This window comes from Marinobacter sp. 1_MG-2023, assembly GCF_030549045.1.
In the GTDB taxonomy this organism is placed as follows: domain Bacteria; phylum Pseudomonadota; class Gammaproteobacteria; order Pseudomonadales; family Oleiphilaceae; genus Marinobacter.
The window spans coordinates 445,134-461,091 of the sequence record NZ_JAUOST010000002.1 but is presented as its reverse complement, the minus strand read 5'-3'; the positions used below and the strand labels follow the sequence as shown (position 1 = coordinate 461,091).

Below are 15,958 nucleotides of genomic sequence, written 5' to 3'. Positions count from 1 at the left end.
CAGCCTGCCTCGGGCTTTCCATGGCTTGGTTTACACCAGCTGCGTTCGCGCTTGCGGATATCATCGAAACGCCGGCCCGGCAAACCGACCTGGCTCCCACCAACCTCCTGAATGACGCAGTACGCGCGGGTGATCGCATTGTTGCCGTCGGGGAAAGGGGGCACATTATTTACTCGGATGATGGCGGACAAACCTGGGCGCAGGGCAATGTCCCAGTTGCTGTTACGCTGACTGCTGTGGATTTCGGGTCCGAGACGCACGGCTGGGCAGTAGGCCACAGCGGCGTAGTTCTCCATACTGAGGACGCCGGGGAGAACTGGAGCTTGCAGTTAACCGGTATAGGAGCGTCTGAACTGGCTATCGCCAGCAAGGAAGACCAGATTGCGGCGATGGAAGAGCGCATCGAGGAGGCTCCTGAATCAGAAGTAGGTGATCTGGAATGGGCGCTGGATGACCTGTTTTTTGCCATGGAGAATATGCAGTCGGATTTGGATATCGGGCCGGTAAACCCGCTGCTGGGTGTTTGGTTTGAAAATGATCAGCACGGCTTCGTGGTGGGCGCCTATGGCATGATCCTGCGCACGCAAGATGGCGGTGACACCTGGAAAGACTGGGCGCCACAAATTGATAATGGCCAGAACTTCCATCTTAACGGTATTGCCCGTATCGCCGGCGGTGCACTTGTAATTGTTGGAGAGGCCGGGCAGATCCATGTGTCTGTGGATGGCGGGAGCACATGGGAGCGGCGAGAAAGCCCTTACCCCGGTTCTCTTTTCGGTGTTATCGGAACGGGCCAGGTGAATGAGATCCTGGCCTTTGGTTTGCGAGGAAATATGCTCTTTTCCAGTGATCTTGGGAAAAGTTGGCGCATGGTTCCTAACAGTGCCGGAGCGACACTTAATGATGGCGCCGTTGCTGATGACGGTCGGATAACTCTAGTGGGTAACGGGGGCACCGTGCTGATGAGCGGCAATGGTGCCGATTCATTTCGTGAGCATTTCCGAGGGGATCGGGCGGGAATTATGAGTGTTGTCCCGGTATCAGGAACCAATCTTCTTATCGTAGGTGAAAGCGGCGTAAAGATTACTGATGCGCGCGGAAAAAACCTTCAATAACGCCCTGATGTGGCAACAATCGAAAAAATAATAGAGGGGCTTTTGAATGTCCAACCCGAACCATGACAGGGGTGATCACTTCCTGACAACGCCCAAAGCTGAGCCATTTCTGGAACGTCTGATTTTTAACAATCGGGTCGTTATCCTGATCGGCTTTCTGCTGCTAACGGCGTTTTTGGGCTACAACGCGGTAAAAATCCAGCCGGATGCCAGTTTCGAGCGCATGATTCCGCTTGAGCATCCTTACATTATTAACATGCTGGACCATCGCAACGACCTGGAAAACCTCGGTAACTTCGTGCGCATTGCCGTGGAAACCAAAACCGGCGATATATTCTCTGCAGAGTACATGGAGACTCTGAAGCAGATTACCGATGAGGTTTTCTATCTTGATGGTGTTGACCGTTCTGGTCTGAAAACCCTTTGGACATCCAACGTCCGTTGGGTGGAAGTAACCGAGCAGGGTTTCCAGGGGGGTACTGTTATTCCGGATGGCTATGATGGCTCCCCGGAAAGCCTGGAGCAGTTGCGCCAGAACATTTTGCGTTCGAACGAAGTGGGGCGCCTGGTTTCTGATAACTTCAGATCGACGATCGTCTATGCGCCATTGTATGAAAAGAACCCGGAGACGGGGGAGCCGCTTGATTACGCAACCTTTTCTCGCCAACTTGAAGAAAAGATAAGGGACAAATACAGGGAGCAGAACCCCAATATTGATATTCATATTGTGGGCTTTGCCAAGAAAGTCGGCGACCTGATTGAGGGAATTGGCTCCATTGCCTGGTTTGCGGGCATCACCATTCTGCTGACAACCTTGCTCTTGTTCTGGTACTCCCGGAGCGTCACTGGCACCTTGGTACCGGTGTTTACCTCAATCGTGGCGGTATTCCTGCAATTGGGAGCACTCAGGCTGCTGGGCTACGGTCTGGATCCCTACTCGGTACTGGTGCCTTTCCTGGTCTTTGCTATTGGCATCAGCCATGGTGTCCAGATCGTAAATGCCATGGCGGTCGAGGCAGCCAAAGGTTTCGATGCAGAGACTTCAGCCCGTCTTGCATTCCGGGCTCTCTATATTCCCGGCATGCTGGCGCTTATTTCCGATGCTTTCGGTTTCCTGACTCTGTTCTTCATCGAAATCGATGTTATCCGTGACCTTGCAGTAGCAGCGGGACTGGGTGTGGCGTTCGTGATTATCACCAATCTGGTGCTTCACGTTCTGATCATGTCTTACCTTGGTATTTCCAAAGGTGGCATTCGCCACGTGCAGAATCATGGCGAAAAGCAGGATCGCAAATGGCGTTTGATGTCCTACTTTGCTCACCCGGGAGTTGCACCGATTTCATTGCTGATTGCGGTGATAGGGCTGGGTCTTGGCCTTTACTACAAGCAGGATCTGAAGGTAGGGGATCTTGATCAGGGTGCGCCCGAGCTTCGAGCCGACTCACGCTACAACCTGGATAACGCCTATATCATCAATAACTACTCGACCAGTGCCGACGTGCTGGTCGTGATGGTCAAAACACCCGAAGAGCAATGTACCCAATATAATGTGCTGCGGGCGATGGATTCACTGCAGTGGGAGTTGCAGAACACGCCGGGGGTTCAGTCCTCCGCTTCGCTCGCGGATGTTTCTAAAATCGTCACCAAGGCTCTTAACGAGGGCAACTGGAAGTGGTATGAGATATCGCGCAACCAGACGATTATTAATGCGTCCATCCGTGAAGCACCGACCGGTCTTATAAATACCAATTGTAGCCTGACCCCTGTTCTTGTGTTCCTTGAAGATCACAAGGCGGAGACTCTGGAAACAGTGGTTGAAAGCGTCGAAGTGTTTGCCAATGCAAACAGCAATGAAAATCACACATTCCTGCTGGCGGCCGGTAACGCAGGCGTTGAAGCGGCGACCAATGAGGTTATTGCTAACGCCAAGGATATGATGCTTATCATGGTTTACGGCGTGGTGAGTCTTTTGTGCTTCGCGACCTTCCGCTCTATACGGGCTGTGTTGTGTATCGTGGTGCCTCTGGGCCTGACTTCGATTCTCTGTGAAGCAATCATGGCAGTTTCGGGTATTGGTATTAAAGTGGCGACCTTGCCGGTTATCGCGCTCGGTGTGGGCATAGGTGTGGACTACGGCATCTATATCTACAGCAAGCTGGAAAAATATCTGCTGGAAGGCAAGCCTCTTCAAGAAGCCTACTTCCAGACGCTGCTCTCAACGGGTAAAGCTGTGATGTTTACCGGCGTAACGCTTGGGCTGGGTGTTGTTACCTGGATCTTCTCGCCAATCAAGTTCCAGGCGGATATGGGCTTCCTGTTGTTCTTCATGTTCCTCTGGAATATGGTTGGGGCTATCTGGTTGTTGCCGGCGCTTGCGAGGTTCTTGCTGAAGCCGGAAAAAATGATAGCGAAAGCACGAGCAGCAAAATAAACAGAGCTGTAGTCAATGACAAAAAAGCCCGCATCGCGGGTTTTTTTGTTGCTTACTCAGTTGGTTAGCGACCTACTCCATACTTTATTTATCGTGTGAAGTGGTCTATGTTCTATCTTGAGCACAACGCTTGCCCGGTCGCTTGGGCGGGCTGTCAAAGACAACGATGAAAATAAGGGATGATTCACATGACATTGAAACTAAAAGCCTCCGCATTTGCAGTTGCAGCGGCTGTCAGCCTGGGCGCTGCTTCTACCGCTGTTTCCGCGCAGGAGCAACGTTTCGTAACCATCGGAACCGGCGGCGTGACCGGAGTTTATTATCCGGCTGGTGGTGCGATTTGCCGTCTGGTCAATATGGACCGGAAAGAGCACGGCATTCGTTGCTCTGTTGAAAGCACCGGCGGTTCTGTATACAACCTGAATGCTATAGCACAGGGCGAGCTGGATCTGGCGGTTGCTCAGTCAGACTGGCAGTTCCATGCATACAATGGCAGCAGTCAGTTCAAGGATGATGGCCCCAACGAGAAGCTGCGTGCTGTTTTCTCCATGCATCCGGAGCCGTTCACCGTAATTGCCAGCAAAGGTTCGGGCATCAAAAACTTTGAGGACCTGGAAGGTAAGCGTGTGTCTGTTGGTAACCCGGGTTCTGGCCAGCGCGCTACAGCAGAAGTGCTGATGGACGAAATGGGCTGGACCATGGACAAGTTCTCTCTGGCAGCGGAGCTAAAAGCCGCTGAGCAGTCCCAGGCACTTTGCGATGGTAACATCGATGCATTCTTCTACACCGTGGGACACCCTTCCGGTGCTATCAAGGAAGCTACCACCTCGTGCGACAGTGTTGTTGTAAGTGTTGAAAACGATGCTACAAAAACGCTGATCGAAGAGAACCCGTACTACCGTAAAGCGATCATTCCGGGTGGCATGTACCGCGGTAGCGACAATGACGTTGCAACCTTCGGTGTCGCGGCGACCTTCGTCTCATCGACCGATGTGCCGGATGACGTGGTGTATCAGGTAGTTCGTGCGGTGTTTGAAAACTTTGACAGCTTCAAACGCCTGCATCCTGCTTTCGCCAACCTGAAGAAAGAAGAGATGGTTTCTGATGCACTGAGCGCGCCACTGCACCCTGGCGCAGCCAAGTACTACAAAGAGGCCGGTCTGATCAAGTAAGCCTTATCCCAGCCGCTGGCGCACCCTCTGGGTGCCCCGCGGCCATTCCGTTTTCCCGATTCCTCTTTGACAGGACATTGCTATGACCGATAGCGAGCCGAGGGCCGGAGGTGCCATCGATAAACAGAACGTGGAACAATTCCTTCAAACCGAAACCGGGGGAAGGGCGGCCACAGGGACCGCCGCCATCATTCTGTTCACGGTGCCTTTGCTGTGGTCTCTTTTTCAGCTGTGGATAGCTTCACCACTGCCGTTTATTCTGGAGTTCGGAGTATTTAACTCCACCGAAGCTCGTTCTATCCACTTGGCGTTTGCCTCGTTTCTGGCGTTTTCTGCCTTCCCTATGTTCAAGGGCAGGCACACGGGCCACGTGCCTTTTTACGACTGGATACTTGCCCTTGGGGCGGCGTTCACCGCCTCTTACCTGTACGTCTTCTATGATCAGCTTGCTGCACGACCCGGTGCGCCTGAAACCCAGGATCTGGTTGTTGCCCTGTCTGGTCTGGTGTTTTTGCTGGAAGCGACTCGGCGCTCACTGGGTCTGCCGCTGGCGGTTGTCGCCACCGTGTTTATCATTTACGCCCTGGGCGGGCCTTTCATGCCTGATGTTATTGCCCACAAGGGTGCGAGTCTGAACAAACTGGCTTCACACCAGTGGCTGGGTACTGAAGGGGTTTTTGGTGTGGCTCTTGGTGTGTCCACCAGTTTCGTTTTCCTGTTTGTGTTGTTCGGAGCCTTGCTGGAGCGCGCCGGTGCCGGCAACTATTTTATAAAAGTGGCTTACGCCATGCTTGGCCACATGCGTGGCGGTCCCGCCAAGGCAGCGGTAGTTGCCAGTGGGCTTAGCGGTATCATTTCTGGCTCTTCCATAGCCAACGTTGTTACAACCGGCACCTTTACCATCCCTCTGATGAAGAAAGTAGGGTTCCCAGCCACAAAATCCGGTGCTGTGGAAGTGGCGGCTTCAACTAACGGCCAGCTGACACCGCCGATCATGGGGGCTGCAGCATTTCTCATGGTCGAGTATGTGGGTATTTCCTACCTCGAAGTAATCAAACACGCCATTCTACCGGCAATGATTTCCTACGTAGCGCTCATCTACATCGTGCACCTGGAAGCCTGCAAACTGAATATGAAAGGCGTTGAGCGGCTGAACAAACCGACTTTGGCTCAGCGCATGCTCGTCTGGGTCATGCTCTTGCTGGGGCTGAGCGTACTCTCGTTGGCGGTCTATTACGGCATAGGCTGGACGAAAGACCTGTTTGGCAATGCGGCCATGTGGGTGCTTACTCCATTGCTGGTCGCGATTTACGTTGCTCTCGTGGGTTATGGCTCGCGTTTCCCCGATCTGGAAGACGATGTCTCCGATGCGTTGATGGAAAAGCTGCCTCCGGTGGGGCCAACGGTTAAAACCGGGCTGTACTTCCTGTTGCCTGTCGTGGTGCTAGTGTGGTGCCTGACGGTCGAGCGCTTTTCGCCGCAGCTGTCTGCGTTCTGGGCCACTGTATTTATGGTGTTTATCATCATTACCCAGCGGCCTTTGAAAGCATTTTTCAAAAACGGTGGTCATTACCTGGATGGTTTGAAGCAGGGCGGCTCAGACCTGATGCATTCGCTGGTCACTGGCGCGCGGAACATGGTGGGTATTGGTGTGGCCACTGCGACTGCTGGCATTGTGGTAGGCACTGTGACGCTCACCGGTATCGGTCTGGTGATGACTCAGTTTGTTGAATTCATCTCCGGGGGTAACCTCCTGTTGATGCTGGCGTTCACCGCTGTTATCAGCCTTATATTGGGCATGGGGTTGCCTACTACTGCGAACTACATCGTTGTGTCCACGCTGATGGCACCTGTTATCGTTACTCTCGGTGCCGAAAACGGGTTGCTGGTGCCGTTGATTGCCGTTCACCTCTTTGTATTTTACTTCGGTATATTGGCGGACGATACACCGCCAGTGGGGCTGGCGGCCTATGCAGCCGCAGCCATTTCGGGCGCCGATCCGATTCGAACGGGTATCCAGGGTTTCACCTACGACATACGTACCGCCATTTTGCCGTTTATGTTCATCTTCAATACTCAGTTGTTGTTGATCGGGCTTACCGGCTGGTTTGACCTGCTGGTTACGGTGTTCAGTGCAGTAACGGCCATGCTGGTGTTTTCTGCGGCGACTCAGGGATTTTGGTTTACCAAAACCCGATGGTGGGAAACCATTGGGTTGCTGCTGATAACGTTCACGCTGTTTCGCCCAGGCTTCTGGTGGGATGAAATTTACCCGCCCACGAATGACCGCCCGGGTGTGGAGTTATTGCAACACGTGGATGAGGTGGCGGCAGATCAGCCCATCATTCTACAGGCGTCTGGAATGTCCCTGGCGGGTGATGATGTATCCAAGTACATGAAGCTTCCTTTGCCAGCAGGCGATACTCCGGAGGAGCGGTTGGCTGCAGCCGGGCTGGAAGTATCGGAGGCAGGAGAGGTAATGAATGTCGAGTTCGTCAACTTCGGTAGCGATGCGGAAAAAGCCGGGCTAAGCTTTGGTTGGACCATTGATACTGTGCAAGTAGCGAACCCCCGTCCGCCAAAAGAGTTGATGTTCATTCCGGCTTTGCTGTTACTGGGGCTGCTGGCTTTTGGGCAGCTGCGACGACGGGCCAGTGAGGGTGAGCGACCGGCGTTTGTTCCCTCACGGTAACCCAGTGAGCATCGCTTGAAGCCCTAAGCAAAACCCGGCATTAACCTGCCGGGTTTTTTTCTGTTAAACTTCCCGCCATTCTTGGCACCGCGGTTTGTATCGTGGCTGCCATTCACCCAAGTGATCTTTGGTATAGATCACCGCTGAGCAGCTCCCTGGAGACTCCCATGCCCGTAGTAACTCTGCCTGATGGCAGCCACCGCAGTTTTGCTGAACCCGTTAGCGTGCACGATGTAGCAGCCGACATTGGCGCCGGCCTGGCCAAGGCGGCATTGGCCGGAAAAGTTGATGGTAGTCTGGTCGATACCAGTCATATGATCGAACACGACGCTGAGTTAGCCATTATCACCGAGCGCGATGCAGACGGTCTTGAAGTTATCCGCCACTCCACCGCCCATCTGTTGGCGATGGCGGTAAAAGAGCTGTTCCCGGAAGCCCAGGTTACGATCGGTCCGGTGGTGGATGACGGTTTTTACTACGACTTCAAATATGATCGCCCCTTCACTAACGAAGATTTGGCGCGTATTGAAAAGCGCATGGCGGAGTTGGCCAAGCAGGACATTCCAGTGTCCCGTTCTGTGCTGTCCCGCAGCGAAGCCGTCCAGCTGTTCACCGAGATGGGTGAGGAATACAAAGTTCGCATTATAGAAGACATCCCCGGTGAGGAAGATCTGTCGTTCTATCGCCAGGGTGACTTTATTGACCTCTGCCGTGGTCCACACGTGCCCAGCACAGGGAAAATGAAAGCCTTCAAACTTACCAAAGTGGCTGGTGCGTACTGGCGTGGCGATACCGGAAACGAGCAATTGCAGCGTGTGTACGGTACAGCCTGGGCTAATAAAAAAGATCTGAAAGCTTACTTGCACCGGATTGAAGAAGCCGAAAAGCGTGACCACCGCAAAGTTGGCAAGAAACTCGGCCTCTTCCATATGCAGGAAGAAGCTCCGGGTATGGTGTTCTGGCATCCGGCGGGCTGGACCATTTATCAGCAAATGGAACAGTACATGCGCGATATCCTGCACCGGCACGAGTATCAGGAAATAAAAACTCCGCAGATCGTGTCCCGCACACTTTGGGAAAAATCCGGCCACTGGGATAAGTTCAAAGAAGGCATGTTCACCACCGAGTCGGAAAAACACGACTTCGCTATCAAGCCCATGAACTGCCCATGCCACATTCAGGTGTTCAACCAGGGTCTGAAAAGCTACAAAGACCTGCCCCTGCGCCTGGCCGAGTTTGGCTCTTGCCACCGCAATGAAGCTTCCGGTGCGTTGCATGGTTTGATGCGGGTGCGCGGCTTTACCCAGGATGATGCTCACATCTTCTGTGAAGAAGACGCCATCCAGCACGAGGTGTCGAAGTTCATTGATTTGCTGCATGAGGTTTACAAGGACTTCGGCTTCACCGAGATTCTGTACAAGCTGTCCACCCGCCCGGAAAAGCGTGTGGGTTCTGACGAAGTTTGGGACAAATCCGAAGCTGCACTGGAAGAAGCCCTGAATCGCGAAGGCGTAGATTGGGAGCTGTTACCGGGCGAAGGTGCTTTCTATGGCCCGAAAATCGAATTTTCTCTTAAGGATTGTATTGGCCGGGTGTGGCAGTGTGGCACTATTCAGGTGGATTTCTCCATGCCTGGGCGCCTCGGAGCACAATACGTTGCTGACAACTCCGAGCGAAAAACGCCGGTTATGCTGCATCGCGCTGTACTTGGTTCGTTCGAAAGGTTTATTGGTATACTGATCGAAGAGTACGAGGGTGCGTTTCCGACCTGGCTTGCTCCGACGCAGGTCGCAATTCTCAATATCACCGATAATCAGCGTGAATATTGTGAGAATTTGGCGAAAAAGTTCGATTCTTTGGGGTTCAGGGTTAATGCTGACTTGAGAAACGAGAAGATCGGCTTTAAAATCCGCGAGCATACTATTAACAAAGTTCCTTATCTTGTCGTTGTCGGCGATAAAGAAGTCGAGAACAATGCCGTTGCGGTGAGAACCCGCAAAGGTGAAGATTTGGGAACTCTATCGCTCGAAGCGTTCGAGCAGCTTCTGCAGGAAGATGTTGAACGCAAGAGCAGAATCAAGACGGAGATTTGACTATTAAACAGCGAACGAATCGGGGTGGGCGTACTCCAAAGGCGCCGATCAATGAGAATATTGATGCAACTGAAGTCCGCCTGATCGATGCCGAAGGCAATCAGGTAGGTGTAGTTCCGATCGAAGACGCCCTCAAGATGGCAGAGGAGGCGACACTGGATCTGGTACAGGTTACAGATTCCGATCCGATCGTCTGTAAGATAATGGATTATGGCAAAAAGGTCTTCGACGAGAAGAAAGCGAAGGCCGCTGCCAAGAAAAAGCAGAAACAGACGCAAGTCAAAGAGCTTAAGTTCCGACCAGGAACTGAAGAAGGGGATTATCAGGTAAAACTACGCAACCTGGTACGTTTCCTTGAAGGCGGGGACCGCGGCAAAATCACTATCCGCTTCCGTGGCCGTGAGATGGCACACCAAGAAATCGGTATGAAGCTCATGGAACGCATTGAAGCAGATATTGAGGCGCTGGCTCAGGTAGAAATGCGGCCAAAAATGGAAGGCCGCCAGATGACCATGATAGTGGCTCCCCGCAAAAAGAAGTGAATCTGATTCAATGATTCATCCCCTGCCAACGGCGGGGGATTTGTCGTTCAGGTTCATATATATGTATTTAAAAAAACAGAATGCGGAGTTTTAAAATGTCTAAGATGAAAACGAAAAGTGGAGCGGCCAAGCGGTTCAAAAAAACTGCTACCGGCTTCAAGCACAAGTCAGCCTTCACCAGTCACATCCTGACCAAGAAGACCCCCAAGCGTAAGCGTCAGCTGCGTGGTACTTCATTGGTTGCCAAATCTGATGTGGCTTCCGTAAAGCGTATGCTCCGTAAGTAAGGCAGCAATACACTCACAACGGTTTTAAGGTAGAAGGATTATAGTATGGCTCGTGTTAAACGTGGCGTGGTTGCACGTCGTCGTCACAAGAAGATTCTAAAGCAGGCCAAGGGTTACTACGGAGCTCGTAGCCGTGTATTCCGCGTTGCCAAGCAAGCGGTTATCAAAGCCGGTCAGTATGCATATCGCGACCGTCGTAACCGTAAGCGCGCCTTCCGCGCTCTGTGGATTGCCCGTATCAACGCTGGCGCTCGGGCTAACGGCCTGTCCTACAGCCGCTTGATTGCTGGCCTGAAAAAGGCAAACGTTGAAATCGATCGTAAGGTTCTGGCTGATCTGGCCATGAACGAGCAGCAGGCATTTTCAGCTGTGGTTGAGAAGGCAAAAGCATCTCTCTGATCGCTTAGCTCTTTCATCGATTACGAATCGAACCGGTGCCGGTCGCAGATTTTTAAGCGCGTAAAGGCATCGTTTAATAGGGGAAGGGCACGCTCTTCCCCTATTTTTGTTTCAAGATTTCAAATTTTGAAATCCTCACTTCTGGTTTGGAGCAGGGTCAATGGAAAACCTGGAGCAACTGGTTCAGGACGGCTTGGCGGCAGTAGAGAAAGCCGACAGTTTGCAGGCGCTTGATCACATTCGTGTGGAGTACCTAGGCAAGAAAGGCGCTATTACGCAACAGGCGAAAACGCTAGGTAAGCTCTCTGCAGAAGAGCGTCCCGCAGCCGGCCAGAAGATCAATGAGGCAAAAGGACAAGTCGAACAAGCGATTAATGCCCGACGCAGCGATCTCGAGCGAGTCGCCATTGAGCAGAAGCTCGCAGCTGAATCCATAGATGTGACCCTGCCTGGCCGTGGCCAGGATCTTGGTGGTCTGCACCCGGTAACCCGAACCCTCCAACGCATTGAGGAGTTCTTCGCCAGGGCTGGCTACACCGTGGAGCAGGGGCCTGAAATCGAAGACGACTATCATAACTTCGAAGCCCTCAACATTCCTGGCCACCATCCTGCCCGGGCAATGCACGATACCTTTTATTTCAATCCCGGTACTTTGCTGCGTACTCACACCTCTCCAGTGCAGATTCGTACCATGGAAGCCGGGAAGCCCCCATTTCGCATGATATGTCCGGGCCGGGTGTATCGCTGTGATTCGGATATGACCCATACCCCCATGTTTCACCAGATTGAGGGATTGCTGGTTGAAAAGAATGTCAGTTTTGCTGATCTGAAAAGTACGGTTGAAGAGTTCCTGCGGGTGTTTTTTGAGCGTGATCTTCAGGTTCGTTTCCGACCGTCTTACTTCCCGTTCACTGAACCCTCTGCGGAGGTAGATATTGAGTGGGGGCGGGAAGCCGATGGCAGCATCAAGTGGCTGGAAATCATGGGTTGCGGCATGGTGCACCCAAAGGTGTTCGGTTACTGCGGTATTGATGCCGAAGAATATCGCGGCTTTGCATTCGGTATGGGTGTAGAGCGTTTGGCAATGCTCCGTTATGGCGTAAATGACCTGCGTATGTTCTTCGAGAACGACCTGCGCTTTTTACGCCAATTCCGTTAATACGGCGCTTTACGGCATTCAAATCAATATCCGAAACCGCATCAGAACAAGGCAATTACCATGAAATTCAGTGAGCAGTGGCTGCGCGAGTGGGTTAACCCGGAAATCAGCTCTCAGGAGCTGATGGATCAAATAACGATGGCAGGGTTGGAAGTCGATGGCTTCGAGCCGGTGGCCGGTAAGTTTCAGGGCGTGGTGGTCGGAGAGGTTCTGTCTGCAGAGCCTCACCCTGACGCTGACAAGCTGCGCATATGCCAGGTTAGTGATGGGAGTCAGACCGTTCAGGTGGTGTGTGGTGCCCCGAATGTTCGCCAAGGCATGAAGGTGCCTTTTGCTGTGATTGGTGCGGTTCTGCCCGGCGATTTCAAGATCAAGAAGGCAAAACTTCGTGGTCAGCCATCTGAGGGTATGCTGTGTTCAGGATCCGAGTTGGGGTTGTCTGAAGACCATGACGGCATTATGGAGTTGCCTGCTGATGCGCCGGTGGGGTCAGCATTAAGTGATTATCTCAAGCTGAACGATGTTGCCATTGATGTGGACTTGACGCCTAACCGCAGTGACTGCCTTTCTATCAAAGGTATTGCACGTGAAGTTGGTGTTTTGAACAGCTTGGTTCCTCAAGCGCCACAGATCGATCCGGTTGAAGCCGTCCACTCAGAGGTGCCGGATATACGAGTTGATGCTTCTGAGGGCTGTCCGCGTTACCTGGGTCGTATACTTCGCAATGTGAATCTACAGGCCGAGACACCCTTGTGGATGCAAGAAAAACTCCGGCGCTCCGGCATTCGATCCATTGATGCGGCCGTAGATGTAACCAACTTCGTGATGTTGGAGCAGGGCCAGCCCTTGCACGCGTTTGATCGCGAAGAAATAAACAAAGGTATTGTTGTGCGTATGGCACTACCGGCTGAGAAGCTGGTGCTGCTTGATGGTCAGGAAGTTGAGCTGACGGACCAAACGCTCGTTATTGCGGATCATGAGAAGCCTATAGCTATTGCTGGCATCATGGGTGGCGAGCACTCTGGTGTGAGCCCCAAGACCCGCGATCTGGTGCTGGAAGCGGCCTACTTTGATCCGATCACCCTCGCAGGCAAGGCTCGTTATTACGGCCTGCATACGGATGCATCGCACCGCTTCGAGCGTGGTGTTGACTATGAGCTTGCCCGTGATGCCATGGAGCGTGCAACCCGTCTGCTGATGGATATTGTAGGCGGCGAGCCTGGCGAGATTGTTGAAGTGGCCAGTGCTGATCATTTGCCGAAAGCCCGCACCATTGATCTTCGCTCACAGCGCCTGGCCGACGTTTTGGGCCTCGACATCGACCGCACCACCGTTGAAGAAATCCTGATCCGGCTTGGCTTGACCGTCGGCAAGTTGCTGAAGAACGGTTGGCGCATCAATGTCCCCAGCTTTCGCCCCGATATTTCAATCGAAGAAGATTTAATCGAAGAGGTGGGCCGAATCTACGGCTACAACAACCTGCCGGTTACCGAGCCGACGGGTTCCCTTGGTCTTAGAGTGAACGAAGAAGCCGTTCGCCCGGTTTCGGCAATACGTGATTACTTTGTCTCCCAGGGCTACCAGGAGGCGATTACTTACAGCTTTGTTGACCCCAAGGTGCAGGCGCAGATAGACCCTGAGCGTGAAGGCATTGCTCTGGCGAACCCGATCTCATCGGACTTGTCAGTGATGCGGACAAGTCTCTGGAGCGGCTTGCTGAAAACAGTTGCTCATAACCAGAATCGCCAGCAGCCGAGAATCCGTATGTTCGAGACGGGCTTGCGCTTTCTGCAGGATGGTCAGCGCATTGATCAGCAGCCTATGCTTGCGGGCGTGGTTGTTGGTTCCCAGAATCCCGAAAACTGGGTGAATGGTCGCAGAACAGCGGACTTTTTTGATGTAAAAGGTGAATTGGAGGGGTTGTTCAGTGTGCTGGGTATTCAAGTCGGATTTGTGAGTAGCCGCCACCCGGCCTTGCACCCGGGACAGACAGCTGAACTCCTGCGGGATGGTGAACACGTTGGGTGGTTAGGCACCTTGCACCCACAAGTTCAGAAAAATCTTGAACTTAATGGCACGATCCTGATGTTTGAGCTATCCTTGAATTCGATCATTACCGGATATGTGCCTAATTTCAAAGAAATTTCGAAATTCCCGGAAGTTCGCCGGGATCTGGCTATTATTATTGGTGGTGAAGTTGCGTTCGCCGACGTTGAGCGTGTAGCCCGAAAACACGCTGGTGAGCGCCTGACAGCGTTGCGTGCGTTTGATGTTTACGAAGGAGAGAGCATTGGCAAGGGTAACCGAAGCCTGGCTCTGAGTCTGTTCTGGCAACATCCTGAACGTACGTTGAATGAAGATGAGGTGCATTCGCTCTTTAACGGTGTCATTGACGCACTGAAGGAAGAGTTGGGGGCAACACTGAGGAGTTGAGAGATGGCGGCTTTGACGAAAGCGGAAATGGCAGAGCGCTTGTATGAGGAGTTGGGCCTGAACAAACGCGAAGCCAAGGAAATGGTAGAAGCTTTTTTCGATGAAATCAGGGGCGCACTCAGCCACAATGAACAGGTAAAACTGTCGGGTTTCGGTAATTTTGACTTGCGCGATAAAAAACAACGCCCAGGGCGGAACCCGAAAACCGGTGAAGAGATTCCGATAAGCGCACGACGTGTCGTTACGTTTCGCCCGGGACAGAAACTGAAACAGAAAGTAGAAGCGTATGTTGGAACCCAGTCATAACAACGAACTCCCTGCTATTCCCGGGAAGCGTTACTTTACGATCGGTGAAGTGGCAGATCTGTGTGCGGTAAAAGCCCACGTTCTGCGCTATTGGGAGCAAGAGTTCCCACAGCTATCGCCTGTAAAACGCAGGGGTAACCGCCGGTATTATCAGCGTGCGGATGTTATTACCATCCGGCAGATACGAAGCTTGCTGTATGAGCAGGGGTATACCATCGGTGGTGCCAAGCAGAAGCTTAGTAGCCATGAAGTGAAGGATGACACCACTCATTACAAGCAGCTTATCCGTCAGATGATCTCTGAACTGGAAGAGGTTCTGGACGCACTTAACGCGCCAGTAAAGTAACCAGCCTCCCAAACAAAGAAGCCGAAGCGATTCCCCGTCACTTCGGCTTTTTTGTGTCTGGCTGAATTCTACTGCTTTTTACAGGTTTTTATACCCAGCAGCGAATACGCAGGGCAGTTGCCCATCAGCGCGGTAGCCAGCGGCACAATGCCAATCCAACCCCAAGGTGTTTGAGGGCCGACAAACACCAGCGCCAGAAGTACAATGCCTACAATGGCACGAATGATCCGGTCTGCAGAACCCATATTAACGCTCATGATCCATTCTCCTGTGTTGGTATGAGGCTAGGGTTGTAACTTTAGCGCTCGTTGCAAAGCAGTTCAGTGATAAAGTCACACTGGTGGTATCAGTTTTAAAAGCCCAAGGAAGATATATGTTACACCACAGCATTCTGGAAACCCTGCCTCGGGAACTTCAAAAGGAAGCTCTTGAAAGGATTCAGGTTATGCGCTTCCCGGCCGGCAAGATTCTGTTCCGGGCCGGTGAGCATTGCCAGGGCCTACCACTGATGCTCAGTGGTGCGGTAAAAGTGCAGATGACCGGTGTTTCCGGAAACAGTATCGTGCTGTACCGCATGGGCGCCGATGACATTTGTACCTTGTCGATTGGCTGCCTGATGACAGGCTATGGTTATCGGGCTGAGGCCTTTGTAGAGGAGGAATCCGAAGCCGCTATGGTGCCCAGGGGGCTATTCGACCGGCTGATGGACCAATCTGCTGCTTTTCGCCTGGGGATTATGGAGTCCTATGGGCGCAGACTCGATGACCTCATGTTGCTCGTCGAGGAGGTGGCTTTTCGCCGTATGGATGAGCGGCTTGAGGAATGGTTGGAGGCCCGGCGCAGCCCTATTCACATCACTCATCAAGAGCTTGCCGTCGAACTGGGAACCGCCAGGGAAGTTGTCAGCCGGTTATTGAAAGAGCTTGAGCGTAAGGACAGGGTGCAGTTGTCACGAGGCAGAATTGATGTGAAGGGCCTGTAAG

Annotated in this window: 14 protein-coding genes; 13 read left to right on the top strand and 1 reads right to left on the bottom strand. The window is 52.7% G+C overall.

Annotated elements, in window-relative coordinates; all coding sequences use genetic code 11:
* Window positions 1-20 precede the first annotated feature (20 nt).
* The 12 genes from Q4606_RS08240 (at window position 21) to Q4606_RS08185 (ending at window position 14,975) form a co-directional block, all read left to right on the top strand.
* Entirely contained in the window at window positions 21-1,115 is a 1,095-nt protein-coding gene (locus Q4606_RS08240) for a YCF48-related protein (protein ID WP_303607223.1), read from the top strand.
* Between the two features lie 46 nt (window positions 1,116-1,161).
* Complete coding sequence (locus Q4606_RS08235; protein ID WP_303607222.1) at window positions 1,162-3,546, top strand: RND family transporter; 2,385 nt, start codon at window positions 1,162-1,164, stop codon at window positions 3,544-3,546.
* 188 nt (window positions 3,547-3,734) lie between these two features.
* Window positions 3,735-4,718 (top strand): TAXI family TRAP transporter solute-binding subunit, encoded by a 984-nt coding sequence (locus Q4606_RS08230; protein ID WP_303593732.1) that lies wholly within the window; start codon window positions 3,735-3,737, stop codon window positions 4,716-4,718.
* Between the two features lie 82 nt (window positions 4,719-4,800).
* Window positions 4,801-7,410 carry a TRAP transporter permease gene (locus tag Q4606_RS08225; RefSeq protein WP_303607221.1) on the top strand — a complete coding sequence of 870 codons (2,610 nt, stop codon included), beginning with the start codon at window positions 4,801-4,803 and terminating at the stop codon, window positions 7,408-7,410.
* A gap of 167 nt (window positions 7,411-7,577) precedes the next feature.
* On the top strand, window positions 7,578-9,503 hold the full coding sequence (thrS, locus tag Q4606_RS08220; RefSeq protein ID WP_303593730.1) for a threonine--tRNA ligase: 1,926 nt from the start codon (window positions 7,578-7,580) through the stop codon (window positions 9,501-9,503).
* Window positions 9,500-10,045, top strand: a complete 546-nt coding sequence (gene infC, locus Q4606_RS08215) for a translation initiation factor IF-3 (RefSeq protein ID WP_096783168.1) — start codon at window positions 9,500-9,502, stop codon at window positions 10,043-10,045. The genes thrS and infC overlap by 4 nt, the downstream gene beginning before the upstream one ends.
* Before the next feature lie 95 nt (window positions 10,046-10,140).
* Window positions 10,141-10,332: a 50S ribosomal protein L35 gene (rpmI, locus tag Q4606_RS08210; RefSeq protein WP_303593725.1), complete on the top strand. Its 192-nt coding sequence runs from the start codon at window positions 10,141-10,143 to the stop codon at window positions 10,330-10,332.
* Between the two features lie 45 nt (window positions 10,333-10,377).
* Window positions 10,378-10,731, top strand: a complete 354-nt coding sequence (gene rplT / locus Q4606_RS08205) for a 50S ribosomal protein L20 (protein WP_106765605.1) — start codon at window positions 10,378-10,380, stop codon at window positions 10,729-10,731.
* Between the two features lie 160 nt (window positions 10,732-10,891).
* Entirely contained in the window at window positions 10,892-11,890 is a 999-nt protein-coding gene (gene pheS, locus Q4606_RS08200; RefSeq protein ID WP_303593723.1) for a phenylalanine--tRNA ligase subunit alpha, read from the top strand.
* A gap of 60 nt (window positions 11,891-11,950) precedes the next feature.
* Window positions 11,951-14,323: a phenylalanine--tRNA ligase subunit beta gene (gene pheT / locus Q4606_RS08195; RefSeq protein ID WP_303607220.1), complete on the top strand. Its 2,373-nt coding sequence runs from the start codon at window positions 11,951-11,953 to the stop codon at window positions 14,321-14,323.
* 3 nt (window positions 14,324-14,326) lie between these two features.
* Window positions 14,327-14,629 (top strand): integration host factor subunit alpha, encoded by a 303-nt coding sequence (gene ihfA, locus Q4606_RS08190; RefSeq protein ID WP_071264800.1) that lies wholly within the window; start codon window positions 14,327-14,329, stop codon window positions 14,627-14,629.
* Window positions 14,610-14,975, top strand: a complete 366-nt coding sequence (locus Q4606_RS08185; protein WP_303593715.1) for a MerR family transcriptional regulator — start codon at window positions 14,610-14,612, stop codon at window positions 14,973-14,975. The genes ihfA and Q4606_RS08185 overlap by 20 nt, the downstream gene beginning before the upstream one ends.
* Window positions 14,976-15,043: 68 nt before the next feature.
* On the opposite strand, the gene Q4606_RS08180 is transcribed toward Q4606_RS08185, so the two are convergent.
* The gene (locus tag Q4606_RS08180) at window positions 15,044-15,232 is read right to left on the bottom strand and encodes a DUF2892 domain-containing protein (protein WP_100689467.1); all 189 of its coding nucleotides are present in this window, start codon (window positions 15,230-15,232) and stop codon (window positions 15,044-15,046) included.
* 116 nt (window positions 15,233-15,348) lie between these two features.
* Here Q4606_RS08180 and Q4606_RS08175 point away from each other — a divergent pair, with 116 nt between their 5' ends.
* Window positions 15,349-15,957, top strand: coding sequence for a Crp/Fnr family transcriptional regulator (locus Q4606_RS08175; protein ID WP_303607219.1), 609 nt, complete (start codon window positions 15,349-15,351; stop codon window positions 15,955-15,957).
* The last annotated feature ends 1 nt before the right edge of the window (window position 15,958 follow it).

What these genes read in the sequence shown, in the direction of transcription:
- Q4606_RS08240 (WP_303607223.1), top strand. Translation starts at nt 21, where the DNA reads ATGGCTTGGTTTACACCAGCTGCGTTCGCGCTTGCGGATATCATCGAA.
- Q4606_RS08235 (WP_303607222.1), top strand. Translation starts at nt 1,162, where the DNA reads ATGTCCAACCCGAACCATGACAGGGGTGATCACTTCCTGACAACGCCC.
- Q4606_RS08230 (WP_303593732.1), top strand. Translation starts at nt 3,735, where the DNA reads ATGACATTGAAACTAAAAGCCTCCGCATTTGCAGTTGCAGCGGCTGTC.
- Q4606_RS08225 (WP_303607221.1), top strand. Translation starts at nt 4,801, where the DNA reads ATGACCGATAGCGAGCCGAGGGCCGGAGGTGCCATCGATAAACAGAAC.
- thrS (WP_303593730.1), top strand. Translation starts at nt 7,578, where the DNA reads ATGCCCGTAGTAACTCTGCCTGATGGCAGCCACCGCAGTTTTGCTGAA.
- rpmI (WP_303593725.1), top strand. Translation starts at nt 10,141, where the DNA reads ATGTCTAAGATGAAAACGAAAAGTGGAGCGGCCAAGCGGTTCAAAAAA.
- rplT (WP_106765605.1), top strand. Translation starts at nt 10,378, where the DNA reads ATGGCTCGTGTTAAACGTGGCGTGGTTGCACGTCGTCGTCACAAGAAG.
- pheS (WP_303593723.1), top strand. Translation starts at nt 10,892, where the DNA reads ATGGAAAACCTGGAGCAACTGGTTCAGGACGGCTTGGCGGCAGTAGAG.
- pheT (WP_303607220.1), top strand. Translation starts at nt 11,951, where the DNA reads ATGAAATTCAGTGAGCAGTGGCTGCGCGAGTGGGTTAACCCGGAAATC.
- ihfA (WP_071264800.1), top strand. Translation starts at nt 14,327, where the DNA reads ATGGCGGCTTTGACGAAAGCGGAAATGGCAGAGCGCTTGTATGAGGAG.
- Q4606_RS08185 (WP_303593715.1), top strand. Translation starts at nt 14,610, where the DNA reads ATGTTGGAACCCAGTCATAACAACGAACTCCCTGCTATTCCCGGGAAG.
- Q4606_RS08180 (WP_100689467.1), bottom strand. Translation starts at nt 15,232, where the DNA reads ATGAGCGTTAATATGGGTTCTGCAGACCGGATCATTCGTGCCATTGTA.
- Q4606_RS08175 (WP_303607219.1), top strand. Translation starts at nt 15,349, where the DNA reads ATGTTACACCACAGCATTCTGGAAACCCTGCCTCGGGAACTTCAAAAG.